This window comes from Arthrobacter rhombi (assembly GCF_039526245.1).
Lineage (GTDB): Bacteria > Actinomycetota > Actinomycetes > Actinomycetales > Micrococcaceae > Arthrobacter_H > Arthrobacter_H rhombi.
Genome location: NZ_BAAAIV010000011.1, coordinates 118,396 through 142,899, shown reverse-complemented (window position 1 = coordinate 142,899; position 24,504 = coordinate 118,396). Strand labels below are relative to the sequence as shown.

Annotated in this window: 21 protein-coding genes and 1 riboswitch; of the genes, 11 read left to right on the top strand and 10 right to left on the bottom strand. The window is 67.5% G+C overall.

The window, feature by feature from the left end:
* The first annotated feature begins 58 nt into the window (after positions 1–58).
* Entirely contained in the window at positions 59–961 is a 903-nt protein-coding gene (locus ABD088_RS10055) for a dihydrodipicolinate synthase family protein (RefSeq protein ID WP_343901796.1), read from the top strand.
* A 110-nt stretch (positions 962–1,071) separates the two neighbouring features.
* The gene (locus ABD088_RS10050) at positions 1,072–2,076 is read left to right on the top strand and encodes an aldo/keto reductase (protein WP_343901795.1); all 1,005 of its coding nucleotides are present in this window, start codon (positions 1,072–1,074) and stop codon (positions 2,074–2,076) included.
* Between the two features lies 1 nt (position 2,077).
* Here the strand turns inward: ABD088_RS10050 and ABD088_RS10045 are convergent, their stop codons facing one another.
* Complete coding sequence (locus ABD088_RS10045; protein WP_343901794.1) at positions 2,078–3,418, bottom strand: polysaccharide deacetylase family protein; 1,341 nt, start codon at positions 3,416–3,418, stop codon at positions 2,078–2,080.
* A 218-nt stretch (positions 3,419–3,636) separates the two neighbouring features.
* Here ABD088_RS10045 and ABD088_RS10040 point away from each other — a divergent pair, with 218 nt between their 5' ends.
* The 3 genes from ABD088_RS10040 to ABD088_RS10030 are packed head-to-tail and all read left to right on the top strand — an operon-like array spanning position 3,637 to position 9,268.
* A complete protein-coding gene (locus ABD088_RS10040) occupies positions 3,637–5,094 on the top strand; it encodes a DUF3375 domain-containing protein (RefSeq protein ID WP_343901793.1) in 1,458 nt (485 codons plus the stop codon).
* Positions 5,091–5,924: a DUF4194 domain-containing protein gene (locus ABD088_RS10035; protein ID WP_343901792.1), complete on the top strand. Its 834-nt coding sequence runs from the start codon at positions 5,091–5,093 to the stop codon at positions 5,922–5,924. Before ABD088_RS10040 ends, ABD088_RS10035 begins: the two co-directional genes overlap by 4 nt.
* A complete protein-coding gene (locus ABD088_RS10030; RefSeq protein WP_343901791.1) occupies positions 5,921–9,268 on the top strand; it encodes an ATP-binding protein in 3,348 nt (1,115 codons plus the stop codon). Before ABD088_RS10035 ends, ABD088_RS10030 begins: the two co-directional genes overlap by 4 nt.
* 14 nt (positions 9,269–9,282) lie before the next feature.
* Here ABD088_RS10030 and ABD088_RS10025 read toward each other — a convergent pair whose 3' ends face one another.
* From ABD088_RS10025 to ABD088_RS10015, 3 genes are read right to left on the bottom strand one after another with little or no spacing between them, the layout of a single operon-like run.
* Positions 9,283–10,206, bottom strand: a complete 924-nt coding sequence (locus ABD088_RS10025; protein WP_343901790.1) for a cation diffusion facilitator family transporter — start codon at positions 10,204–10,206, stop codon at positions 9,283–9,285.
* A complete protein-coding gene (locus tag ABD088_RS10020; RefSeq protein ID WP_343901789.1) occupies positions 10,203–10,583 on the bottom strand; it encodes an ArsR/SmtB family transcription factor in 381 nt (126 codons plus the stop codon). The genes ABD088_RS10025 and ABD088_RS10020 overlap by 4 nt, the downstream gene beginning before the upstream one ends.
* A gap of 46 nt (positions 10,584–10,629) precedes the next feature.
* Positions 10,630–10,983 (bottom strand): SdpI family protein, encoded by a 354-nt coding sequence (locus ABD088_RS10015; RefSeq protein ID WP_343901788.1) that lies wholly within the window; start codon positions 10,981–10,983, stop codon positions 10,630–10,632.
* A gap of 90 nt (positions 10,984–11,073) precedes the next feature.
* Between ABD088_RS10015 and ABD088_RS10010 the strand changes: the two genes are divergently transcribed.
* On the top strand, positions 11,074–11,952 hold the full coding sequence (locus ABD088_RS10010) for a DNA-3-methyladenine glycosylase family protein (protein WP_343901787.1): 879 nt from the start codon (positions 11,074–11,076) through the stop codon (positions 11,950–11,952).
* Between the two features lie 61 nt (positions 11,953–12,013).
* On the opposite strand, the gene ABD088_RS10005 is transcribed toward ABD088_RS10010, so the two are convergent.
* Positions 12,014–12,880, bottom strand: a complete 867-nt coding sequence (locus tag ABD088_RS10005) for a siderophore-interacting protein (RefSeq protein WP_343901786.1) — start codon at positions 12,878–12,880, stop codon at positions 12,014–12,016.
* Positions 12,881–13,024: 144 nt separating this feature from the next.
* A riboswitch (SAM riboswitch) is annotated at positions 13,025–13,141 on the top strand.
* A gap of 11 nt (positions 13,142–13,152) precedes the next feature.
* Between ABD088_RS10005 and ABD088_RS10000 the strand changes: the two genes are divergently transcribed.
* Together ABD088_RS10000 and ABD088_RS09995 are read left to right on the top strand one after the other, a co-directional pair.
* Positions 13,153–13,620 (top strand): hypothetical protein, encoded by a 468-nt coding sequence (locus ABD088_RS10000; RefSeq protein WP_343901785.1) that lies wholly within the window; start codon positions 13,153–13,155, stop codon positions 13,618–13,620.
* 256 nt (positions 13,621–13,876) lie between these two features.
* Positions 13,877–15,340: an MGDG synthase family glycosyltransferase gene (locus tag ABD088_RS09995; protein ID WP_343901784.1), complete on the top strand. Its 1,464-nt coding sequence runs from the start codon at positions 13,877–13,879 to the stop codon at positions 15,338–15,340.
* Positions 15,341–15,405: 65 nt separating this feature from the next.
* On the opposite strand, the gene ABD088_RS09990 is transcribed toward ABD088_RS09995, so the two are convergent.
* The 3 genes from ABD088_RS09990 to ABD088_RS09980 all read right to left on the bottom strand — a co-directional run bounded on the left by ABD088_RS09990 (position 15,406) and on the right by ABD088_RS09980 (position 19,362).
* Positions 15,406–17,643, bottom strand: coding sequence for a beta-glucosidase family protein (locus ABD088_RS09990; RefSeq protein WP_343901783.1), 2,238 nt, complete (start codon positions 17,641–17,643; stop codon positions 15,406–15,408).
* 88 nt (positions 17,644–17,731) lie between these two features.
* Positions 17,732–18,196, bottom strand: coding sequence for an acyl-CoA thioesterase (locus ABD088_RS09985; protein ID WP_343901782.1), 465 nt, complete (start codon positions 18,194–18,196; stop codon positions 17,732–17,734).
* Complete coding sequence (locus ABD088_RS09980) at positions 18,193–19,362, bottom strand: App1 family protein phosphatidate phosphatase (protein ID WP_343901781.1); 1,170 nt, start codon at positions 19,360–19,362, stop codon at positions 18,193–18,195. Before ABD088_RS09980 ends, ABD088_RS09985 begins: the two co-directional genes overlap by 4 nt.
* An 82-nt stretch (positions 19,363–19,444) precedes the next feature.
* Between ABD088_RS09980 and ABD088_RS09975 the strand changes: the two genes are divergently transcribed.
* On the top strand, positions 19,445–19,885 hold the full coding sequence (locus ABD088_RS09975; protein ID WP_343901780.1) for a pyridoxamine 5'-phosphate oxidase family protein: 441 nt from the start codon (positions 19,445–19,447) through the stop codon (positions 19,883–19,885).
* Positions 19,886–19,904: 19 nt separating this feature from the next.
* Positions 19,905–20,756 carry an inositol monophosphatase family protein gene (locus ABD088_RS09970; RefSeq protein ID WP_343901779.1) on the top strand — a complete coding sequence of 284 codons (852 nt, stop codon included), beginning with the start codon at positions 19,905–19,907 and terminating at the stop codon, positions 20,754–20,756.
* A gap of 22 nt (positions 20,757–20,778) precedes the next feature.
* Here ABD088_RS09970 and ABD088_RS09965 read toward each other — a convergent pair whose 3' ends face one another.
* Entirely contained in the window at positions 20,779–21,408 is a 630-nt protein-coding gene (locus tag ABD088_RS09965) for a DUF4190 domain-containing protein (protein ID WP_343901778.1), read from the bottom strand.
* Between the two features lie 127 nt (positions 21,409–21,535).
* Here ABD088_RS09965 and ABD088_RS09960 point away from each other — a divergent pair, with 127 nt between their 5' ends.
* Positions 21,536–21,742 (top strand): hypothetical protein, encoded by a 207-nt coding sequence (locus ABD088_RS09960; RefSeq protein ID WP_343901777.1) that lies wholly within the window; start codon positions 21,536–21,538, stop codon positions 21,740–21,742.
* Between the two features lie 174 nt (positions 21,743–21,916).
* On the opposite strand, the gene ABD088_RS09955 is transcribed toward ABD088_RS09960, so the two are convergent.
* Positions 21,917–24,436, bottom strand: coding sequence for a GcvT family protein (locus ABD088_RS09955; protein WP_343901776.1), 2,520 nt, complete (start codon positions 24,434–24,436; stop codon positions 21,917–21,919).
* Positions 24,437–24,504: the final 68 nt, after the last annotated feature.

Here is a 24,504-nt window from a genome sequence, read left to right as displayed (position 1 = left end):
GTTCCGGCAGGCCACGTCCCTGCCGCCCGCCGGCTGCCACGGCTGCTAGCGTGTGCCCATGAGCGCATTCACCGGCCTGGTCGCCTACCCCGTCACCCCGTTCGACGACTCCGGAGCGGTCAACCATGCCGAGCTGCGCAGACACTTGTCCTCGCTGGCCGTCTCCGGGGTGGACGCCATCGCCGTGTTGGGCTCCTCGGGTAGCTTCGCCTACCTGGATGCCGCGGAACGCCAGGCGGTCATCGCCACCGCTGTCGACGCCGTGCGTGAGGCCAATCCGGGGCTCCCCCTCCACGCCGGGGTCAGCGCGGTGTCCACCCATGAACTCATGGGCCACGTCGAGGCCGCCGTGGCCGCCGGCGTCGACGGGCTGTTGCTCTCCACGGTGTCCTACGTCCCGCTGGACGATGACGAGGTCGCCGCCCAGTGCCGACTCGTCGCCGGCGCCTCGGAGACCCCGATCTGCTTGTACTCCAACCCGGGCACCACCAACTTCTCCTTCTCCCTGGATCTGATCGCCGAACTCGCCGCCGAGCCGACGATCAGCGCGGTGAAGGAATCCGCGCCCGACGTGGCGACGTTCATCGAACGGCATGAGGCCTTGGCGCCTCGGGTGCCCGCCGGCTTCAGCCACGGCATGAGCGGCGATGCCCTGATCGCCGAGGCGGGATTCGCCGCCGATGCCTGGCACTCCGGCCCCGCGTCGGTGCTGCCAGCCCACTTCGCTGCCCTGCGGGCGGCCCTGGTCGACGGTTCGAGCACCGAAGCCGCCCGGCTCCGCGACGAGCTGGCCCCGCTCATGCATGAATTCACCGGCCTGCGCAAGCTCAGCAACCTCTACGCCCTGGCCCGGGCCGCGGGCATCGACTCCGGTGAACCGCGCAGCCCGCTGCTCCCCATCCCGGGCAGCAGCCGCCGGGATCTTGCCCGCTTGCTCGGTGAAGTACCCGAGCCGTTGTAGGCCCCTCGGCACCCGCAGCTTGCTGCAGTTGGTGTGGCGCTCATCTCGGGAAGGCGCGCCCTGCACGCGGGGGTTCGATCTCCGGGGCGAGTCGTGCTAGACAAGGGGGCATGGAAATGCGGAATTTGGCGGGCACCATGGTGCGTCCGCTCGGTTTGGGGTGCATGAACCTCAGCCACGGGTATTCGAACTTCCCGAGCTATGCGGACGGCGCGACGCTTCTGCGGCACGCTCTCGACGCGGGGGTCGATCATTTCGATACCGCCACCCTCTACGGCAGGGGCTGCAACGAGGAACTCCTCGGAGCCGCCCTGGGTAAGCGGCGTGACGAATTTCTCCTGGCCAGCAAATGCGGCTTGGAGATTCCGGCAGCCGGCGAACGGGGCCGCGTCGATGGCAGGCCCGAAACCATCAGGGCCCAGGCTGAGGCCTCGCTGAATCGTCTGGGCACCAACTACATCGATCTCTACTACCTCCACCGACTGGACCCGGACGTCCCGGTGGAGGAAAGCGTCGGAGCCCTGGCCGATCTGGTCGCGGAAGGCGCCATCGGTGCCATCGGCCTCTCCGAGGTCTCTGCCGCCACGCTGCGCCGGGCCTCCGCCGAATACCCGATCGCCGCAGTGCAGAACGAATACTCCCTCGCCACCCGGAATTCAGAGCTGGGTCTGCTGGAGGCGTGCCGCGAACTCGGCACGGCCTTCGTCGCCTTCAGCCCACTGTGCCGCGCGTTCCTCACCGGCACGCTGCGAGATCCGCAGGCGCTACCGGAAAAGGACATGCGCCGGGGCATGCCGCGGTTCTCCGCCGAGAACTACCCGGCGAACCTCGAGCTACTGGCCCAGGTCGAGGCCATCGCTCAGCGACTCGGGGTGACCTGTGGCCAGCTGTCCCTGGCCTGGGTCCTGGCCCAGGGTGATCATGTGCATGCCATTCCGGGAACAACCAACATCGCCCACCTGGATGAGAACATCGGAGCGCAGGACGTCGTGCTCGATGCCTCGACGCTGGACGAGCTCGGCGCGATCATCAACTCCGATACCATGCATGGCGCGCGCTACACGGAAGGCCAGCAGCGCACCATCGATACAGAGGAATTCGCCCCGACGCGTTGAACTACTTCCCGTACTTCTGTCGGGCCGGGTCGATGACCTTTTTGACGTCGAAGAACTTCCCGAGCACGTGGTGCTTGCCCTTCAGGGCGGCGGCCATGCTCAACCCGTCGACGTTGATGCGGGCCTGGCGCAGGTAGCCGTCGGTGAGCTGCATCCAGGCCGGCTTGGAGGCATCGATCCCGAAGTAGAAGTCGAATCCGTCCTTCTTCATCAGCTGGTACTTCGGGCCGGAGTACTGCTCGATGCCCGCCATGTCGGCGCCGAAGGGGAAGATCAGCAGGTCAGTGTCGCCCAGGAGCGGACGGACTTCGCGGTCCCACTTCTTCGTGTCCGCCGTCAGACGGGCCATCGTCGAGCTGGTCATGTTCGCGTGTCCCCAGGTGTGCGAGGCGAAGACCCAGCCCTCGTCCTTCAAGGCGTTGGCAACCTTCTTGGCCTTCTTCTTCTGGGCGTCGACATCGATCTTCGGGTCATCCCCGTATTCGAGGTCGCTGGTGCGGTAGCCCAGGACGCCGTTGTAGCCGGTCAGCGCAAGGATGCCCTTGGACCCGCGGTAGGAGAAGTCGGGGTGTTTCTCCACGAAGTCATCGACGATGGTGGGCAGATCGTAGGAACCGTGCTCCGTCTTCCCCTTCGCCGGCTGGTAGGTGTTGGTGACCTTCCCCTCGGCGTCCAGCGTCAGGTTGGTCGCGAACCCGTCGCCCTTCATGTACTCGTAATAGCTGACGTCATCCTCTGACAGGACCAGCGGCTTCTTGCCCTGGGGCAGCTTGATGTCGCGGTACTCCATATCGCCCTGCTTGTTCTTGCGGGCGATGTCGTGCGGATTCACCAGCACATATCCCTTGTTGTACAGGGACTCGAGCACTGCCTTGAATTCCTTGACGGTGACCATGTAGTCCGCGTAGCCCTGAGCGCTCGGCCCCGGGCCGAAAGCGCGTTTCGGGTCGACGATCAGCGAGTGGAAGAACAGATGCGAAATCTGCGAGTTGTCCTTCCAGGTCACGGCTTTCTTCTGCTGCGCGTCGATCTTCGTCCGGAGCTCGGTCACATCGTCGCCTTCGAGGTCCCGGAGCTCCTTCGTAGCCTGCCCGTAGTCGTACTGCGCGGCAGCGGTCTTTGCTGCGGCCATGGCCGAGGCATGGCGTTCCTGCTCCGTGGGACCCTGTTGCGAGGCCCCGGCCCCCGCGGAATTCTGTCCGGCCCAGGAGCCGCCACCGGGCGCACCCTGCCCTTGACCGGTTTCGGCCGATGATGAACACCCGCCCAGCGCCAACGCCAGGGCCAGGCCCGCTGCGACCAGCGGCGCACGTGTGGATCGATTCTTCTGACGGGAGGTCATGTTCGGCACCCCTTTGATGCGTAGATGGCAGCTGCTGACCCCAGCACTTGACGACCGGTTGTCCGTCCTCTTCAACGCTAGCCGCCGAGCGTCGCGTGACGAGCACGACACGGCGCAGGTGGCCTAGAATGACAGGTCCAGCCCGTTCACCGTTCGGGTGGCCACCACTCCACGCCAGCAGTCGATCATCGCCCCGCCGCCGGGGCGGGAAGTAGCAGATGCACCCCTCCGAACCCGCAGCCGCGACGTGGGCAGACCAGCAGGAGTTCAGGTCCTCCCCCGCCTGGAAACTTCTCTCGGCTGCCCCCTGGACGGTGGCATTCCTCCGCGCGGAATTCACCCAGGCCCGGCCCCGCATCACCTTGGAGGCCTTCCATGCCTCCCTGCATTCGTTCCTGCGGCACCTCAAGGCAGTCGGTACACCGCTCAATGATGCGTGGCAGGCACAGCACTATGCCGACGCCTGGGTCAGGGCAGGCTACCTGGCCCGGCCGCTCATCGACGGGTCATTCGTCTACGAGCCCACCGCCCACACCGCCCGGGTGCTGACCTTCCTCGAGGGCTTCTCCGGCTCGGGCACCAACCTGAACTCCTCACGGCTGAACACCCTGCTGACCAGTATCGAGTCCCTGGCCCACGAAACCGATCCGGATCCCGAGGCACGGATCCGCCAGCTCGAGGCGGAGATCGCCGATCGCCGCGAGCGCATCGAGGCATTGGAATCCGGGACCAGCCCCGCAGTCCTGCCCACTGAAGGCGCAGTGGCCGCGGCCCGCAGCGTGTTGGATCTGGCGGCCAACCTGCCAGCCGACTTCAAGCGGATGCGCGATGGCGTGCGCCAGATGCTCCACCAGGTCCGCCGCGAGATCATGGAGGCCTCGGTGGCCAAGGGTGTCGCCGTGGGCCGTGTGCTCGAAGGCGACCGCCAGCTGCGCAGCACCGCGGAGGGCGAGACCTTTCGGGGTTTCACCGAATTCCTCAACGACCCGGCACGTCAACGCCGCTTCCGTCATGCCATCAACGAGGTCCTCGAACGCGATTTCGTGGACGGACTCAGCGCCCAGGAACGCCATACATTGGCCAACCTGCTGCGCGAACTGCGCCGCCAGGCCGGCGAGGTGCACTCCAGCTATGGCAAACTCTCCGAATCGCTGCATGCCTACGTCCAATCCGACGAGTTCCGCGATTCGGTCCTGCTGCGCAAGGCGGTGCGCACCGCCGAACTGGCAGTTGCCGGTTCCACTGCCTTGGCAGCCCGTACCGCAGTTGCCCCAGTCAAGCTCTATGCCCCGGCGTTCTCGACGCTGGCGGGGCTGGGGATCTTCAACCCGCAGGAACATCTGGCCCCGCCCAAACTGGCGGCTCCGCCTGCGGTGTCCAGCGCCGACATCCGCCGCACTCCTGCCACCCCGAAAGCGGACACGGTGCGGCTCAACGCGGCAGTCGCCGCAGCCCGCGTCACCGCCGGCGGCCGGGCCACCCTGGGCGCCGTGTTCGCCGAACTCGAGCCCGGGCACCTGCATGTGAACTCGATCCGCTACCTGGTCGAGACCGCCCGCACGTCCGGACAGGACGTGGACACCACCCGCTTCGAGTCGTTGGAATTCACCCAAGTCGATGGCTCGTCCCGTACCGCCTACCTGCCCGTGATCACTTTCGCGAAGGACCCCGCATGAGCCACATCGAACCAGACACCGACCCCACGGACGTTGACGTCTCCGATGACCACGGAACCGGATTCGACGACGGAGCCTCCTTCTCGCCCTCAGGGCGCCGGGCCGAGGAGCAGCTCTTCGAGGGCGATACCGGCCGGTTCCCGCTGCCGCTGCGCCAGGCGCTGATCCGGTTGCTGCGCGGGCCCTATCTGGACGGTACGGCCGACTCCCGGCTCTGGCAGCTCGTCGTGGATCGCCGGGCGGAGATCTCCGCCTTCGTCTCCGAACTGTTCCTGAAGCTGCAGCTGGACACCGATCGCAAGATCGCCCTGCTCGTTCCCGTGCCCACGGAAACGGTGCACACCACGGCGATCGTTCCGCGCAAGCCGCTGCGCCGTGAGGAGACGCTGCTGGCCCTGCGCCTGCGCCTGCTGCTGGAGCGCCATGCCGGAACCGGCACCGACCCGGTCATCTCCCGGTCCGGCGCCCGCGAGATCCTCGAGGAACACCGACACCCCGGTGCCGTGGACGACAAGCGGCTCGAGGAGCTCACCGATGCGTCGCTGGCCCGTCTGGCCAGCCTCAAACTCATCCTGCCGACCGAGTTGGACGAGGAATACCGGGTCTCGGGAGCCCTCGCGTTGGCCCTGCCCTTCGACTCGATCGACCAGATCCCCGCCTACCTGGAGTCACTGGACCGCTCGGCGGACGGGGCGCCAGAACCGACGTTGGACCTGGATCTGCCCGCCGATGCCACCGACTCAGGCGACGAGGACGAAGACGTTGAGGCTGAGGCTGCCGAATCTGCAGCGGAGCCATCCACCACCGATACCGAAGGAGCCGCCCGGTGAGCATCTCGCAGACACTTCCCTTCGGTGACGCGATCAACCCGGGCCAGCAGCGCCTGTGCTCGATCCAGGTCATCAACTGGGGCACCTTCCATGGCCGGCACGAACTCTATGTGGACCGCAACGGCACCCTGCTGACCGGCCACCCGGGCGTGGGCAAGTCGACCCTGTTCGACGGGATCGGGCACATCTTCCATGCGGCCCCCCGCCTCAATGAGTCGGCCCATGAGGCCTCCACGCGCAAGGACCGCAGGACCACCTACTCCTACATGCGCGGGCGCCGCTTCAAGACCGAAAGCGGGACCCTGTACCAACGGCCCGGTGCCACCTGGAGCGCCATCGCCTTGACCTTCGAGGACGGGCTGGGCACGCAGACCTGCATCGGCGCCCTGTTCGACCTGCCGGCCCAGGGCCTGGAAGGCCAGGTCGGCAAGCACTATGTCATCGGTGAGGGGACCCTGGACACCGCCGCGTTGGAGGACCACGGGTCACGCCGTTTCTCGCCGTCGTCGCTGATGAAGTCGTTGCCCGGCTTCGAGGCGTTCGACGTCCACCGCACGTTCGCCGAACGGTTCCGCCGTCGACTGGGGATCGACAACGACAAGGCGTTCTCGCTGCTGCGCACCCTGCAGAACGGCAAGGGCCTGGACCGGGGCGTCAACCAGTTCTTCCGCTATGAGGTCCTGGAGGTGCCCTCGACCCTGAAGGCAGCAGCCGGCGCCGTCGAGGATTTCTCCCACCTGCGCGGGATCCACCGTCAGCTCGAGGAGGCCAAGGCCCAACGCGATGCCCTCGAGCTCGTCCCCGAGCAGCACAAACGCCACCAGGAGCTCAGCGCTCAATTGCGCCGCACCACCGATCTGGCCAGGACCCAGCTGCCGCTGCTGCGCGAACATCTGGCCACCGACCTGCTCGGCAGCCAGTCCCGGCGCATCACCGCCGAACTCTCCGGGAACCGTTCGGCCATCGACGCAGCCGCCGAGGCCAAGACCGCCCTGGAGGAACGCGTCCGCTCGCTGACGGAGCAGCACGACTCCCATGGCGGCCAGGCGGTCCAGGCCCTGGAGCGCGAACTCGAGGCGGCCCGTGGACGCCTCGCCGAGCGGGAAGCGATTGCTTCGACGTTGAAGGCGCGCATGGACGACGCCGGTGTGCAGCTCGCGTTCTCCGCCTCCGGCCTGCAGGCCGCCCGCCGCCAGGCAGCCGTCACCGCTGAAACGCTGCAGGGTGTGGCCAAGGACGCCCGCACCATGGAATACGAGGCCATGGCCGCTTCGATGGAGGCCCGCGAAAAGGCGCAGAAGCTCCGGCAGGACATCGATTCCTATGCCCGTCGTGGCTCGAATATCGATGGGCTCTCCGCCGCCGCCCGCCGCCGGATCTGCTCCGAGACCGGCCTGTCCGCCGAGGACCTCCCCTTCGCCGGTGAGCTCGTGGACATGGCCCCCGGTGCCGGCAGGTGGCGACCTGCAGCGGAAAAGGCGCTGCGCTCCCTGGCCACCACCTTGCTGGTCAGCGGTCACGACATCGAGAAGGTCACCGCAGCTGCGGACCGGTTGGACGGGTATGGCCGGCTGCGCTGGATCGACCTCTCCGCCCATACCCCCGGTGGCGAGGGGGACCCGCTGGCTGCGGCCGATGCGCGCGCCCTGGTGGGGAAGCTGGAGTTCAAGCAGTCCGAGGCCGGACTGTGGCTGCAGCGCAAGATCGCCGCCGACCACGACTATGTCTGTGTCGAGACCGATGCCGCCCTGCACGCCGAGAAGCGGGCCGTCTCCCGGGCCGGGACGATCAAGTCGGGCCGGGGCGCCTTCGAGCGCGATACCCGCGAGATGGCCGCCTCCGACTACCTGTTGGGCTTCACGAACGAGGAGAAGATCGCCGAGCTCGAAGCCCAGGTCGCCAGCCTGGAGGCTGACCGCCAGGAGGCCGAGGACCTGGCCGCAGAACGCAGCCGCTCCAAGGATTCACTGGCCCGCAAGCTGACCTTGCTGCGCGAACTGGCCACCGACGATCGCCCCTTCTCCGCCCTGGACTCCGCCGTGCAATCGGCTGCGGTAGCCGAGCTGGAATCCCGCATGGCCGAAGCCATGGATTCGAGCACCGATCTGGCCGGGCTGCGGACCGCCTTGGCGGCTGCCCGCACGGAACTCGAAACCGCCGTCGGACAGCTAGCCGTCCTGCGCAGCGAAACCCGCTCCCTGGAACAGCGGGCCGCGCAGGCGAACAGCCAGCTGGACGCCGCCCAGCGTTCCAGCGCGGCCGGGGCCCCCGAGGACTCGGCGAAAACCGAACTGGCGCAGGAGCCGCTGTTGGCCGAGGCGATGCGCCGCTTGCATGACGGTGAAGACGTCGACCTCGGCGAACTTGATGCAGCGGTCTCCGCGACATCGCTGGCCTTGGGCGAGAGGGTCACTGAATTGCGGGAACTGGTGTTTGCCACCGAGGCCTCCCTGACGGAGACATTCCGCCAGTTCACCCGTGATTTCGGGGTGTCCACCTCTGCTTCCTTTGGGATAGGCATCGCCAGCGCCCCGCACTACGTGGCCCTGCACCGCGCCATCGTCGACGAGGGGTTGCCGCAACGGCAGGAAGAGTTCCGCGAATACTTCTCCAACCGATCCTACGAGCGGTTCTCCGACCTGCTGCAGCTGCTGGAGGAGGAACGCCGGGGCATCGGGGAACGCATCCTGCCGCTGAACCAGATCCTGGCCGATGTCCCCTTCGAGCACGGCTCGCGCCTGCGCCTGGAGGTCAAGACGGTCGTCCCTGATGAGGCACGGGACTTCCGCAATGCCCTCAAGGAGGCGCTGGGCAACGCCTACGGATCCCGCGGCGCCGACGAGTTGAGTGCCAACTACAAGTCGCTCGAGAAGCTGGTCGATGCCCTGGATGATCCCACCCGCACTGCCTGGCGGGACACCGTTCTGGATGTGCGCCAGCACGTGCAGATCAGTTGCAATGAGCACAAGCCGGGCGGGGAGATCGAGAACGGCCTGGAGCCGGGCACGCTGTCCGGCGGCGAGGGGCAGCGCTTCACCTCCTTCATCATGGGTGCCGCGCTGGCCTACCAGCTCGGCTTCGCCCTGCAGGGGTTCACGACCTACGGAACCGTGATGATCGACGAGGCCTTCATCCAGGCGAACTCGGACTACGCCGCCGCCGGCATCAACGCCCTGCAGGAATTTGGTTTCCAGCTGCTGTTGGCGGCGCCGGAGGACAAGATCGATCTGGCCCAGCACCTCGGGTCCGTCTCGGACATCATCAAGCACCCCGGGTCCAATGTCTCCGGCTTCGTGGAGACCGGCCTCTCCCCCGCCGTCGCAACGGACTTCATCCTGCGCTGAGCCCTGCCTGCGGGTTACGGGTGGAAGTGCTGCTCGTGGTCGGAGTGGCTTTCGGCCTCGATCTGGAACGTGGAGTGCTCGATGCTCACGTCGAAGTGGCCCGCCACGCAGGCCTGCAGGGAATCCAGGACGCTGGAGGCACGGCCGTCATGGAACGCCTCGTCGCGGACCACGACGTGGGCGGTGAGCACCGGCAGGCCGGTGGCGATCTGGGACGCGTGCAGGTCGTGCACTGAGAGCACCAGCTCGTGGGAGAGCAGGTGGGTGCGGACCTGTTCGAGGTCCAGGCCGTGGGGCGTGGATTCGAGCAGGATCGCCGTCGTTTCCCGCAACAGCCGGTAGGCGCGCGGCAGGATCAGCACGCTGATGAACATCGCGGCCAACGCGTCGGCCCGCATCCAGCCCGTGGTGGCGATGACGATCGCGCCGACGATCACCGCAAGGGAACCGAGCGCGTCGTTGACCACTTCGAGGAAGGCGGCGCGCATGTTCAGGTTGGCGCCGCGCCCGGAGCTGAGCACCACGATGGCGATGACGTTGCCCAGCAGGCCGATGATGCCGAAGATGAGCAGCCCGTTGGCCGCCACCTCCGGCGGGGCGAAGAGCCGGCGGATCCCATCGATCATCGCGTAGAGGCCGACGGCGAGCAGCAACGTGGACTGGGCGGTCGCCGAGAGGACCTCGGCGCGCCGGAATCCCCAGGTACGCCGGTCGGTGGCCGGACGGCCCATGAGGGTGGCCGCGGTCAAGGCCATGAGCAGGCCCGCAGCATCGGTGAGCATGTGGGCGGCGTCGACGAGCAGGGCCAGGCTGCCGGTGACGACGGCGCCAATGACCTCGGCGACGAGGATCGCCGCGGTGATCCCGAAGGCGATGGCCAGACGGGGCCGGTGGGCGAGCGCCCCGCCGCTGTGGTCGTGGGAATGTCCGTGGCTCATGGCGTCTCCGCTCCGTGGCCGTGGGATTCGTGCCAGTGGTGGGATCCCAGGGCGACCTCGCGGCCCGTGGCCGCCAGCAATGATTCGGCGGCGACCAGCATGGTTTCCAACCCGTCGACTTCCGCCAGGGAGAACAGGCTGGCGCGACCCACCGGCCGCGAGGCCACGAGTCCGCAATCGCGCAGGCAGGACAGGTGGGCGCTCACGGTGCTCTGGGCCAAACCCAGATGCTCGGTCAGTTCCTTGACCTTGTGGTCGCCCGTGCGCAGGTGGCGCAGGATGAGCAGGCGCGTCGGGTCGGCCAAACCGTGGAAGAGCGCGGCGGCGGGGGCCAGCTCCCCGGTCGTCGGTTCGGCAACCTTCGCTATCATCGTCATATAACGATGATAGCCCGGTGGGCCCTGCAGGGCCAACCCGCGGGGGTCAGTGCTGCTGGGATTCGGCCAGGACGGCACCGGCTGCCCGTGTACCGGCCCGGGCCCCCACCAGCAGCCCCACCAGCATCAGGGCGACGGAAATCCCGGTCAGCAGGGACTGCGTCGATTCCCCGTCGACAAAGAACACGGCCACCGCACACACGGCCCCGGCCGCGGTGCCGATCAGCATCGGGAGACGAGCCGCCCGATGCCCCACGCTCCAGGTGGTCTCGTTCGCCATGATCGTGGGAGTGCGAATACCGGCCACCGCATTGGGGCCAATGCGCCCGTTGGCGCATCCCACGACGACGACGGCGAGGACCACATAGGCGACCAGCAGGACAATGACGGAAATCAGCATGCTGACATTCTAGCCAGTCAGGAGTTGCCGTCACCCGGTGCCGTCCGGCCGCGCCACCGGGGACCGCAGCGGGAACTAGACTCACTGTCCATGGACACGACGGCGCAGGAACCCGACCCGGTGGTCTGCCTGCCGGCGAACGGCAGGCTGGACCCGCAGTGGTGCCTGGCCATCCTGGCCGCCCACGCCATCCCCGGCATCGACGAACAGGTCGGCGGCGAGCACCGGCGCCCGGTGGCGATCGGCGACCGCGTCGTCCCGCTGGCGCTGCAGTTCGACGAGACCGCGGTCCGGGCGAGGTCCCTCGGGGACCCGCTCTATGCCGCCGAGGCGGCCACGCTGGAGGCCATCATCCGCCGCTGGTTGGGACTTGATGACGACCTGACGCCCGTGAACGCCCACCTCTCGCGCGATCCCCTGCTCGCGCCGCTGGTCACCCGGCGCCCGGCGCTGCGGCGGATCGGCTACCCCGATCCCTTCGAGGCAGCGGCGACGACCGTGTTGGGCCAGCAGGTCTCCGTGGCAGCCATGCGGACCTTCGCCGGCCGTCTCGTTACCGGGTACGGCGGCACTCCGGTGGCCGGGATGAAGCTGTTCCCGGCGGCGGACGTCGTCGCGCGGATTCCCGCAGCTGAACTGCAGGCGGCGATCGGGCTGACACACGCCCGTACCCGCACCTTGCTGGCCGTGGCCGACGCCTTCAGCCACGCCGGCGCGCAACCGGCCGGCGCGTTCCCGCTCACCCGCGACGAGCTGCTGGCGCTTCCGGGCATCGGCCCCTGGAGCGCAGACTACCTGGACGTGCGGGCCCGGCTGGATCCCGATGCGTTCACCCCCGGAGACCTGGTGTTGCGCCGGGCGCTGGGGCGGATCAGTGCCCGGGAGTCAGCGGACCGGGCGGAAGCGTGGCGCCCCTACCGGGCGCACGCTCTGTTCCACCTGTGGAGCCAGGAAGCGTACGACAGGTAGGCGCCGCCGTCGTGCTGGATCCCGCAGCCCGAAGCCATCCGGGGATCCGGTAGACCCGGGCTCAGCCGCGGACTGCGGTCTGGATCCCTGGTTCGTCGGGGAAGATCTGCCCGATGGGTTCGCGCTTCTCCGCCTGGAACGTCTCCTCGGCCCTGCCGAACGCCCAGTAGGCGGAGAGCGAGAGCGCCTTGCGGTCCACTCCCTTTTCATCCGCGAGGTAGCGGCGCAGCGCCTTGACCATCTCGCGCTCACCGTGGGCGAAGACCTGCACGTCGCCCTCGCGCCAGGTGCCGGCCATGACGGCTGCGGCCAGCCGGGTGCTCTCCGGGGTGAACGGGCCACCGCGGTGCAACCAGTGCACGTTCATGCCCTTGGGGGCCTTGAACTTGATCTCGTCCTTCTCCTCGGCGACCTCGACGTAGACCTCGCCGACCGCGGAGCGGTCCATGGCCTCCAGGGCGGCGGCGATGGCCGGCAGCGCCGATTCGTCACCGGCGAGCAGGTGCCAGTCAGCCTCCGGGGAGGGGACATACATCCCGCCGGGGCCTGAAAAGCAGACCAGGTCCCCGGGCTTGGCGTGGTTGGCCCACGGCCCGGCGATGCCGTCCTCGCCGTGCACGACGAAGTCGATCTGCAGGGTCCCGGCCGCCTCGTTGACGCTGCGCACCGTGTAGGTACGCCGCACCGGCATCCGCTCGGGCGGCAGCACGGCGCGCAGTTCCTCCAGGTCATAGGGCGGGGTGAGGCCCAGGGCGGGATCGGCGAACAGCAGCTTGACGTACTTGTCGGTGGCTTCCTTGTTGCGGAAGGCGGCGAAGCCCTCCCCACCCAGGGTCAGGCGGACCATGTGCTTGCCGATCTTGCGTCGGGTCACCACCTCCAGCACCACCAGCGGGCGCGGCGGCCGGGCGGCTGCGGGGACGGTCATTGTCGGATCACTCCTTCGGGGGCCGGGCACAACCCGGCAAAGGTCTTTTCCCCATCCCATCCCACGTGGAAGCCCAACGCAAACCGGCTACGCCACGGGCGAAGAAGTTACCCCGCGTCTCGCATCCGCTAGGCTGGGTTCCAGCTTCACGAGATGCGGCCATGCACGGGCTCCGACCCGGCCGCACACCAACCCCATGCTTCACGGGTGGTTCGGATGACGAAGCGGCCCGGCACGCACGGTGTCGGGCAAGAGCACGCGAAAGGCAACCCATGGGCCATCTGTCCACCCACCGTCCCGCTTCCGACTGCCACTCCGGCACCCCGGGGCACCGTCCCGCGTTCGGAACGGCCCACCCCGAACTGCTGGCCGACGCCGCCGCCTGGGTTCCGGTCACCGTCTTCGTCGATCCCCCCACCCAGTCGCTCACCCTGGCCTGCCCCACCGGGGTGCGCTGGCGCGGCCACTACCACGGGGTGGCCGAGCTGGCCGCCGCGTTGCGCTGTACGCTCCCGGTTCCCGGGCACGACGACGGTGCCGGGCTGCCGCTGGTGGGCGCGGTGACCTGCCACTGGCATCCGGGCGCACGGCTCCTGGCCGTACCGGCCGATCCGCAGCGCAGCGCCGGACGGGCCTACGTGCAGCTGGCAGCCCGGCCGTTGAAACCGTGCCAGTTGGAGCACGATGAGCAGCTGGCCGCACAGTTCGCCGCGGTTACCGGAACACCGGTGCGCCGATGAACTCCTCCAGCTTGGCTCCGTGAGGGGGCTAGCTATCGAAAAGTCCGACGCCGACCGTTATGGCGTCGCCGATTGAGAGGGCGACGGCGCAAGCTCCGTGGCCCTGATGCCCAGGCTGGGCTGACGTGAACGGTGGCAGGTCCATGGTGCAGACCCAGCCACGTCGCTCAAGTCCTCCTGGCCCTGTCGCGAAGAAAAAGTATCCGCCAGTAGATGTGGATCCGTGGGAGACGATGCGGTCCGCTACTCTTTCCTCATGCGTAAGACGCCGGCACGGGGCTCCAACACCGCCGGAGGTGAGCGCGTGATGATCCTGTCCGCAGGGGTGGGATCGGGGCATAACAGCGCCGCGGCGGCGGTACAGCAGGCGTGCTCCGCGCGCGCCGACATTTCCGAGGTGCAGGTGCTGGACGTCCTGCAGGTCAGTAGCGCGCTCTACCGAGACGTGTTGGGGAAGGGGTACTTCGTTCTGGTCGAGGGCCTGCCGTGGCTGGTCGAGTGGGGCTACGACGCCAGTGACCCGCCGTTCCGGCGCCGAGGCCCGATCGACCCCTGGACTCGGGTGAATGCCTTTCCGGTGGTCCGTGCGATCAAACGGTTCCGACCGACGGCGATCGTGTGTACGCACTTCCTGCCGGCCCAGCTGCTGGCAACCCTGCTCCTTCGGGGCGTGATCGACGCCAAGACGGCTGTCGTCACGACGGACTACGACTTCCAAGGCCTGTGGCTGACGAGCGCGTTCCACCAGCTCTTCGTGGCCAGGGAAGAGGCGAGGATCGAGCTGACCGCGCTTGGTCTGCCTACCGACCGCATCGCGGCCACGGGGATCCCCATCGCGGTGAAGCCGGACACCACGCCCGCGCGCGATGCCAACGAGCCCCCGATGCTGTTGATCTCCGCGGGCGCCAAAGGCGGTGACTACGCCGCCGCAGTTGTGCAGCAGACGCTGCATATGCGGTCCGCATTCACGGCCACGGTCGTGTGTGGACACGATGACGCGCTGCGTCGGCGCATCGAGCAGCTGGTGGAGCCTGCCGGCGACCGTTACCGCGTGATTGGCTTCACGGACAAGATGCCGGAGCTGCTGCGTCGCGCCGACCTGTTCGTGGGCAAACCGGGCGGGTTGACGGCGTCGGAATGCATGGCCGCGGGGCTGCCCATGGTGTTGGTGAACCCCATCCCGGGCCAGGAGGTCCGAAACGGCGACTACCTGATGGAGCAGGGGGCCGCCGTGCGCTGCAACACCACCGCCACGATCGGCTGGAAGATCGACGGGGTCCTCCGTGAGCCGGGCCGCCTGCGGCGGATGCAGGCGGCGGCGCGGAAAGCCGGTCGTCCGGATGCAGCGGCGGACGTGCTGGCTGGCCTGCTGGAGGGTCCGTCCCGTCCTCTGGTCGTGACACGCGCGGCGCAGAGGACGATCCTCGCCACGAGTGAGCAGCACCTCGTCGCGTCCGACCTGAGGGGACCCTCCTCACTGCTCCGCCTGGTCGACCAGGCGGTGGGTAGTACGGTCGCCCTGCTGCGTGCAGAGGAGCTGGGCGATCTGGAGAAGCGGTATGCGACTCCGAACGGGGGCATGGTTCTGCGGCGCGACCCGGCGTCCATGTCGCTCCGTTGGGAGCCACGCCGGTTGCTCCGCACCATGCTGCGCGGTGACGACGTACTGCCCGTCCGCATCGAAGGGCAGTCGGCACCGTTGCCGCCCCTCCCCGAGTGACCGGGACGCGCGCGACCCATGTCGGGCGCACGCCGGCGGGCCATCCGAGGCGCCTTCTTCGCCGGTCATCCCCCTGCGCGTCGTAACGCACCAGCACCCGCCCAGCTCGCGGGGCTGTGTTGGGCGGCGAGCAGGGCCCAGTCGCCCGCGCGGGGCGACCAGCGCCGTGTCGCCGGATCTCGCTGCAGCGTGGGCCCCGCATCCAGTGAGACCTGGACGGTCGTCTCCGCACCGGGCTCCAGCGTCACCTTACGGAAGCCCAGCAGCTGGGCTACCGGCCTGCGATTCGAGACGTCAGCGGCATAGACCTGCACGACGGTCGAGCCCTTGCGGTCGCCAGTGTTCGTCACGAGCACCTCCGCGGTACCACCCGTGTCGTCGAAGCTGTGGTCCAGGAGCCGGTGTTCGATCGTCGTGTAGCCCAAGCCGAACCCGAAGGGGAATGCGGGCGCGTTTCCGTCGCCGTCGAGCCGACGCTGACCCCACCTGTCATCGTAGACGACGGTCTTCGCCGAGCTGTCGAACGGCGGTAGATGTCCGGCGTCTGTCGGCAGCACAAACGGCAGTCGTCCGCCGGGCTCCGCGGTGCCAGTGAGCACGTTCGCCAACGCCCGGCCACCCTCCATCCCCCCGTACCAGGCAAGGAGTAGCGCCGGCACACGGTCTCGCCAGGCCTCCGTCAGGATCGCGCTACCGCCGATCAGGACGACGACGGTCCGGGGGTTGGCTGCGGCGACCGCCCGGATGAGGCGCACATCGGCAGGGCGCAGGTCGAGCGAGGTGCGGTCGCCGCCTCGGACGAAGCGCGACGCCAAATGTGCCAGAGCGACGAGCAGCCGACGGAGCGGACCCGAGCGGAAGGCCCGGCCGAGCACGCCCACGTCGACGCCGCCGGTGACGACCGATTCGCCCTCATCGTGCTGGTCCAGGCCGATGATGACGATCGCCGTCTCCGCCGCAGCCGCCGCCGCGGCCGCTGCGCGTTCGTCCCGACCGGCCGTGGCCGTGATCCGAACGTGGGGAAGCGCCTCCCGCAGGCCCTGCAACGGAGAGACCGTGGAGGGGGGCCGGACGCGTGAGGAACCGTGGTCGCCGAGGTTCGCACGTGCCGCGAGTCGCCCGATCACCGCGAGGTGCCTGGTGGTGGGGGCCAACGGCAGCAGCGGCGCCGCGCCGGTGAATTCGTTCTTCAACATCACGATCGACTCCGCGGCTGCCTGGCGGGCCAGTGCCCGGTGCGCCGGCGAGGCAATCAGCTCGGCGCTCAGCGGCTGGGCCTGCCGGGTCGCGGCATGCAGAACGCTGGTGCGCAGGATGCGGCGCGCGGACCGCATGACCGTCTCGCGGTCGACGTCGCCGTTCCGCAGGGCGACCGGCAGATCGCGGGCGCGCAGCAGTCGCAGCGGCATCTCCACATCCATCCCCGCCTCAAGGCTGCCGATGGCGTCATGGGTACCGAAGACCCAGTCGCTCGTCACGAACCCCGGGAAGCCCCATTCATGCCGCAACACATCGGTGAGTAGGATGCGGTTCAGGTCCATGTATTCGCCCCGCACCCTGTTATAGGCACTCATCACGGAATCGGCGCCGGCATCGATGACGGCCTTGAAGTGCGGCAAGTACACCTCGTGCAGGGCGTGCTCGTCGACCGACACGTCGACCTCGAAGCGCTCGTTCTCCATCGAGTTGAGGGCGAAGTGCTTCACGCATGCCATCACGTGCACCCGTACGCCCCGGGTCAGGGCAGATGCCATCCGGCCGGTGAGCACCGGATCCTCGCCGTAGCACTCCTGCGCCCGGCCCCACGCGGGATGACGCAATAGGTTGACGCAGACGGAAGCGGAGTAGTTTGCGCCCCGCGCTCTGGTCTCCAAGCCGATGGCGATGCCAATGCGCTCCTCCAGTGACGGGTCCCAGGTCGCGGCCCGCGCGATCGTCGCCGGGAAGGCGGTGGAAGGGCCGATCACGACGCCACGGGTACCGTCACTGAACCGGATGCCCGGGATGCCAAGCCGCGAAACCGCCCCGGCTACGAACGGCCGCCGACCGAGCAACACCGGGATGACCGGCAGCAGCCGCCTAGGAGAATCACCGTCTAGCAGTCCGAGGACCTCCCGATCGGTCATCCTGCCGATCAGCCGGCCTGCAGCCTCATCCGCATCGAATTTGCCGGCTCGGACGGCCCGGACTGCCTCGTCATAAGCGCTGTCCCCCGCCATCATCGATTTCCTTGGCTCAGATAGCGTACCGGTGCTCCACGATTTCTTCGCTCGTGCAGCCCAGCGCCCTGCAATCATGTCCATGCACTAGATTCTGCACCCTAGGTGGCATCAATCCTGCGTCTACACCGACGGCCGGCGCGAACTGGACCCGACATCATCTTCTTGGCGGTTACCGGAACACGGGTTCGCCGATGAATTCCGCGAGCTTGGCGCGTTCGGCCGGCGGCAGGCGCAGCAGCCGCTGGTTGTCGACAGAGAAGAACGCCAGCGTCGTGCTCGCGCGCATGCACAGGCCGCCGTCGACCGGATCGTGGAATTCATAGCAGACGTCGAAGCTGGCTGCCTTGACGGCGGAGAGCCACAGGTCCACCTGGGCCGGCACGTTGCGGTACTCCAGCGGGGCGACGTAACGCACCCGGTGCTCCACCACGAGGACCTGGGTGTTCTCCGGGACCGCGGAGAACAGGTCGACCATCGGTTCGTTGCCTGGCTTGCCGGTGCCGCCCGGGACGCCGAAGCCTGCGATGCGTGCCTCTTCCATCATCCGCACCAGGTTCACGTTGTTGATGTGGCCGTAGGCATCCATGTCACCCCACCGCATGGGCACTTCCACGCGGAGCTTGTGCCCGCTCATGCGTCGCCCCCGGGCGTCACGTCCTGCGGCTTGCCGTCGGGCCACTGCTGGCGCAGGCGGCGCCGCTCCTGGTGGTCGACGTGCTGGTCCTCGTCGGAGACGATGCCCAGCCGTTCGAGTTCGTTGAGGATGCCGGCGCCGTCGGGTGCGTAGATCCAATCGACGCCGGGGGTGGAGTTCACCGTCCGCTGGGACCGGCCACCGGCCAGGACGGCCTCGGACGGCGTCAGCTGGCGGATGACGATCGCCTTGACGTTCTGCGGGTAGCGCTGGGCGAACCCGGCGTAGATCTCCGGATCGTGCTGGCCGTCGTCGCCGACCAGCAGCCACTTCATCTGCGGGAATTCGGTGGCCAGGCGGCGCAGCTGGTCCACCTTGTGCTGCGCACCGGAGCGGAACCAGCGGCCACTGGCGGAACCGGTCTCGATCGGCCCCCAATCGGTAAGCAGCAAGGGCCCCTCGGGATAGAGGTTGCGGGCCATGAAACGGCTCAGCGTGGGAGCCACGTTCCAGGCACCAGTGGAGAGGTAGAGCACCGGCGCGCCGGGGCGGCCCCGCAGCACGCGTTCCATCATCACTGCCATGCCGGGGGTGGCCACCCGGGCGTGCTCATCCAGCACGAACGAGTTCCAGGCAGCGAGCAACGGACGCGGGAGTGCGGTGACCACGACGGTGTCGTCGACGTCGGAGATCATCCCGAAGTCGCAGGATTCGTCGACCACGAAGATCCGCGCGGTGACCTCGGCGGATTCTCCGGTGGACAGGGTGACGGTGTGCCAGCCCGGCCCCAAGGTGGTCTCGATATGGGCGTCGAGCACGCCGCCCCGATCGGCACGGACCACCTGGCTGGTCCCGGCAATGGCCACGGTGACCTCGGCAAAGGCAATCGGCGGGGACACGAAGTTCCGCCAACCCCGCACGCTGTCCGCCACCACCTTCGAGCGCGGAACCCCATTGCGGAACGTGCGTGGTGGGGCCACGACGATCCGCGCCAGGATCCGGACCCAACCGGATCCCCCGGCAGCGGAGAGGCCATACCCACGGAAGGGCAGAACCGTCGGGACCATGCCGCGCCCCCGCCCATTGGCCTCCCGGAACGCGTGCCAGGAGTCCTCGAGCCTGACTCCCAGGTGCTGTCGCAACGATGATGGTTTGCGTGGTGACATGGCGCCAGTCTTTCACGGGGTCTCCGCATGGTGCGACCGGCCACCTCTAGACCTTTTCTACGATCCGTCGAATACTTGGGTCATGATGTACAACCACGAAGACAACGAACCGGTACTGGTGCTCGACGACGGGCAATGCTGGACCCTGTTGGGGCACAGCCGGCATGGACGCATCGCCACCGCCTTCGACGGCCAACCGGAGATCACCCCGGTCAACCACGGGGTCGGAAACGGCAAGCTGTACCTGCGTTCCGCCGCGGGATCCAAGCTGGCCGGCCTGACGGTCAACCCGCGCATCGCCTTCGAGGCCGACGGCATCCTCAGCGACGAGGCCTGGTCCGTCGTCGTGCACGGCACCGCCCGGGTGCTCGAGACGGAAGCGGACATCGAGGCCGCCCGCGCCTCCGGCGTTGACCCCTGGGTCCAGACGCTGAAGGACTTCTGGGTGGAGATCACCCCGACATCGGTCACCGGCCGCCACTTCGCCCTGGGCCGCCAACCCGAGCAGCTCGACGAACACTAGCGCCCACTAGGGTTGAGGGGTGGACACATCCCTGAGCACACCCCAGCTGGCCGAACAACTCCGTGCGATTGCCGAGGCGGCGGCCCGAAGCGTCGGGCCGATGCTCCGCGCGGCCTTCCGTTCCGGGGCCGAGGCCACCGAGAAGAAGAACGCCCACGATCTGGTCACCGAGTACGACCGGGCCAGCGAGGCGGCCCTCACCGAGCACTTGTTCTCCGCCTGCCCGGACAGCCGGATCCTCGGGGAGGAGGGCGGACACCAGGGCACCGGTCGCATCGAGTGGATCGTTGACCCCATTGACGGAACCAGCAACTTCGCCCATGGCGTCGCGTTCTTCTGTGTCTCGATCGCCGCAGCGCTGGACGGCGAACTGTTGGCCGGCGTCGTCTACGACCCGGTCGCCGAGCTGATGTTCTCCGCCAATGCCGAGGGCGCCTGGCTCAACGGGGCGCCCCTGTCGCCCCGGGGGCGGAGCGAGGAGACCAGCTCGTCGCTCATGACGGACTACCCCTCCGCCGAGGCAATAGCGCTGGACGGTCCGGCAGCGGTGGAGGCGTTCGGCACCCTGGTGACCCGCTACGCCACGGTCCGTCGCACCGTCAGCGGCGCCCTGGCCCTGGCCCACGTGGCTGCCGGCTGGACCGACGTGACCTTCGGCTTCGACACCAACCCGTGGGATGTTGCCGCGGGTATCCTGCTGGTGCGCCGCTCGGGTGGCACGTATCTCCCCTACCGGTACGACGACGAGGACCGGCCCGTCCAGGACGCGCCGGTCTACCTCGCGGTCGGCCCCGGCGGCGCCGCGGAGACCAGCGCCCGCATTGTCGAGGAGCGCCTGGCAGCCCGCCGGGCCGTGGGCCACCGCAAATAGGGCGGAGGCCCCGCCCCCTCGGCTACTTGGTGATGCCCTCGACCACCGGGCAGGTGACCTCGGCCGCGGAGCCCGAGGACGTATTGGTGGAGACGACGTTGTCCTGGTCGTCGGTGACCTTGCAGGTGAGCTCGCCGGTATTCCCCTTGGCGTTCGTGGCGGTCACCAACCCCAACAGCGTGCTGGCCCTGACGTCCTTCGTGAACGTCCCGCCCTTGATCTCCTCGGTCTTGAGCTGGTCGACGTCCTCGGTGAGGTACTTAACCGTGAAGGCACCTTCGCCCGTGACGGTGTACGTATACGGAGCCGTCTTCCCGGCGCCCTCCTTCACCACACCGGCAATGGCAATGAACACGAAGACGTAGACGACGCAGACGATCAACGCCACGGCACCGGTGATGAGCCCAGTCAGTGCGAAACCCTTGCGGGGTCGCTTCTTCACCAGCCCGACGATGCCCAGCACCACGGCGATGGCACCCAGGATGAAGGAGACAAAACCGACGAAGGGGATGATGGAGAGCACGACGGCGATGATGCCGACGATCATGGCTGCCTTGGTCATCCCGGTGGCCGCCGGCGGCTGCTGGTTCCACCCCGGCTGACCCGGATAGGGGTAGCCGGACGCGGGCTGGTTCGGGTGCTGCTCACTCATGGGTGTCCCTCGATCGTTCCGGCTCGGTGGTGGACGGGGCGGGCGCCCCCAGGCGCCTTCTCCCCGGCCCATTCTAACTATGGCTCTTCCCCCTGCCCGGGCGTACATTCAAAGTATGGGTATAGCAATGAATCAACGAGGTGTCGCCCGCGCCCACCATCATCACCACGGGGTGGAGTACATCGTCGCGGGCATCGGCATCGTGCTGTTGTTCGGGGCGTTCGCCGTCCTGCAGTCGATCATCTCCGGCCAGATGTTCAACCCCCTGTATCTCGGGGTGTTCTTCGGCTTGGTCGGGGTGGCGATGGGCACGACGTTCTGGGCGCGACACTGACAACGCCGCCCCGGCATCGGCCGGGCCCCCGTACAGGGGACCGGCCCTTATCCCCATACGGCCACGGACGCACTATCTGAGCCGTCAATCTCCACCTGTCCGGCGGTCCCGCTGCCGAGCGCACGGCCCCGGTACCTGCCGAAGGACAGATACCGGGACCGAATTTCTCTGCTCCTAGCTCGGGGAATTGGCCAACGAGACGCCCCGCAGTCGTTCCATCTGCGGATCGTAGAGCGGATCGTCCACGACCGTCGCCGCGATGCGCTGTCCCAAGTACTCAATCTGGACCGCGTCCCCTGTCTGCAGGCCTGAAGGCATCCAAGCGTAGGCGATGGGCTTGCGCACGGTGTATCCGTAAGCGGCACTGGTCACGTACCCCACTGGCATTCCGTCCACGTAGACGGGCTCCTTGCCCAGGACCACCGAGACGCCATCGTCAATCGTCAGGCAGCGGAGGCGTTTCGTCGCCGCCGCGGCCCGCGACAGCAGTGCGTCCTTGCCCACGAAGTCGTCGGTTTTCGAAGCCTTCACGGCAAACCCCAACCCCGCCTGTTCCGGTTCGTGTTCGGAGTTCATGTCGGTGCCGAAGGAACGGAACCCCTTCTCCAACCGGAGCGAGTTGAATGCTTCGCGGCCCGCGGCGATCAGGCCATGTTCCTGTCCGGCCTCCCACAGCACGTCCCAGAGCCGCTGGCTCACGTCGGCGGAAGCATAGAGTTCCCAGCCCAGTTCCCCCACATAGGAAAGCCGCATGGCCGTCACGGGAATCCCGGCGATGGAGATCGGCTTGGTCCGGAAGTACTTCAACCCCTCATTGCCCATGTCATCTGTGGTGACCTTCTTGATCACCTCGCGTGCCAGGGGACCCCAGAGACCGATACATGAGGTTCCGGCGGTGATGTCGCGGACCGTCACCCACTGCTCGGGATGCTGCTGAACATGCTTCCGTGCCTCCCGCGTCAGGTAGGCGACATCAACATTTGAATTGATGCCCGCCTGGTACGTCTGTTCGGAGAGCCTGGCGACAGTGATGTCACTGGTGATTCCACCGGCAGCATCCAAAAGCAACGTGTAGCTCACCGCGCCCGGGGCACGGAGCATGCTCGAGGTGGTGAGGCGATGCAGCAGGGGTCCGGCCCCGGGGCCCGTCACTTCCACGCGCTTCAAGGGAGTCATGTCGAACATGGCCACCGCGGTCCGCGTCTTCCATGCTTCAACGGCGGCTATCGGTGAGTGGAACATGTCCGACCAGCCATCGCGCGGAGGTGCCGCCCAGCCATCGGGAAGTTGATCGAGCAAGGCCGCATTGGCCTCATACCAATGCGGTCGTTCCCAACCTGCACCCTCCAGGTAGTAGGCCCCCAAGGCCTGCTGCTGGCTGAAGAACGGGCTGGTACGGACATTGCGGGGCTTCAGCCGCGGTTCCAGCGGATGGCGGATATCGTAGATTTCCACGAAATTCTGTTGGGAGGTCTCACTGACGTATTCCGTGGTGGTTTGGACACCTTCGAAGCGGTTGAGATCGCAGTCGCTCAGGTCCGTCCTGGACTGCCCCTCGACGATCAGTTCCGCGACGGCCTTGGCGACGCCCGCACCGTGGGTGACCCACACTGCCTCCGCTACAAAGAAGCCATCGACTTCGCGGGACTGCCCCACCAGGGAGCCTCCGTCCGGCGTGAAGGAGAAAATGCCGTTGAAGCCCCTTTGGATTTGGGTATTGCGCACATCCGGCAGCAGTTCCTGGGTCGCCTCCCATTCAGAAGCAAAGTCTTCTGGCGTGAAGGCCAGACTCGATGGCATCCGCTCGGACGTGATCTCCTCGGGTTTGAACCGAGGCAGCGTATCCAGATCCACCGGCATGGGACGGTGCGCGTAGGATCCGATGCCAATGCGGTCGCCATACTCGCGGTAGTAGAGGTCGCGGTCTTGATAACGCAGGATGGGCCGGCTGGCACCGTTGGGCAGCTCGTTGATTCCGGACAGGCTCGGCACCGGTGTGGTCCAGGCGAATTGGTGGCCAAGCGGCAGCAGGGGTATGGCGGTTCCCACCATTTTGCCGATGCTCGGCCCCCAGAACCCGGCGCATGAAACGACGACGTCTGCCGGGAACCGCTCATCGTCACAGATCACGGCCGTCACCTTGCCGCCGGATTGCTCGATGTCGGTCACGACGGTCCGGTCCCGGAATTCCACCCCTGCCACCTTGGCGCGCTCGATCATCAATTGCGTTCCCTGCGCTGCCAGGGCCAGCCCATCCTGGGGAGTATAGAGGCCCCCGAGGACCATCTCCGGGTTGAGCATGGGGAACTTTTCCAGGCAGGCAGCCGCGTCGACCACATGGGCCTCAACGCCATATGAGCGGTTCCAACCGGCGCGACGGTGAAGGTCCTGCAAACGCGCCTCGGTGGTGGCGACTTCGAGACCCCCTACCGGCAGGAAGGATCCTCGCCCGTCGGGCCCCACCAGCGACGTGAGCTTTTCGATGGTGTACTGCGCGAATTCCGTCATTGATTTTGACGGGTTGGAAGAAAATACCAGACCCGGGGCATGCGAGGTCGAGCCGCCGGGAATTCCCAGCGGGCCCTGCTCGATGACAAGGATGTTGGTGTGGCCAAGTTGGACGAGTTCGTCGGCCAGGTTGGCGCCGACGATTCCAGCTCCGATGATGACTATCCGCTGTGAGGATTGAGACACGGTGAACTCCTGTCGATCGTGTGTTCTGATGATGGTTCTGCTGGATATATTCCGGCCGGGTTGCCCGT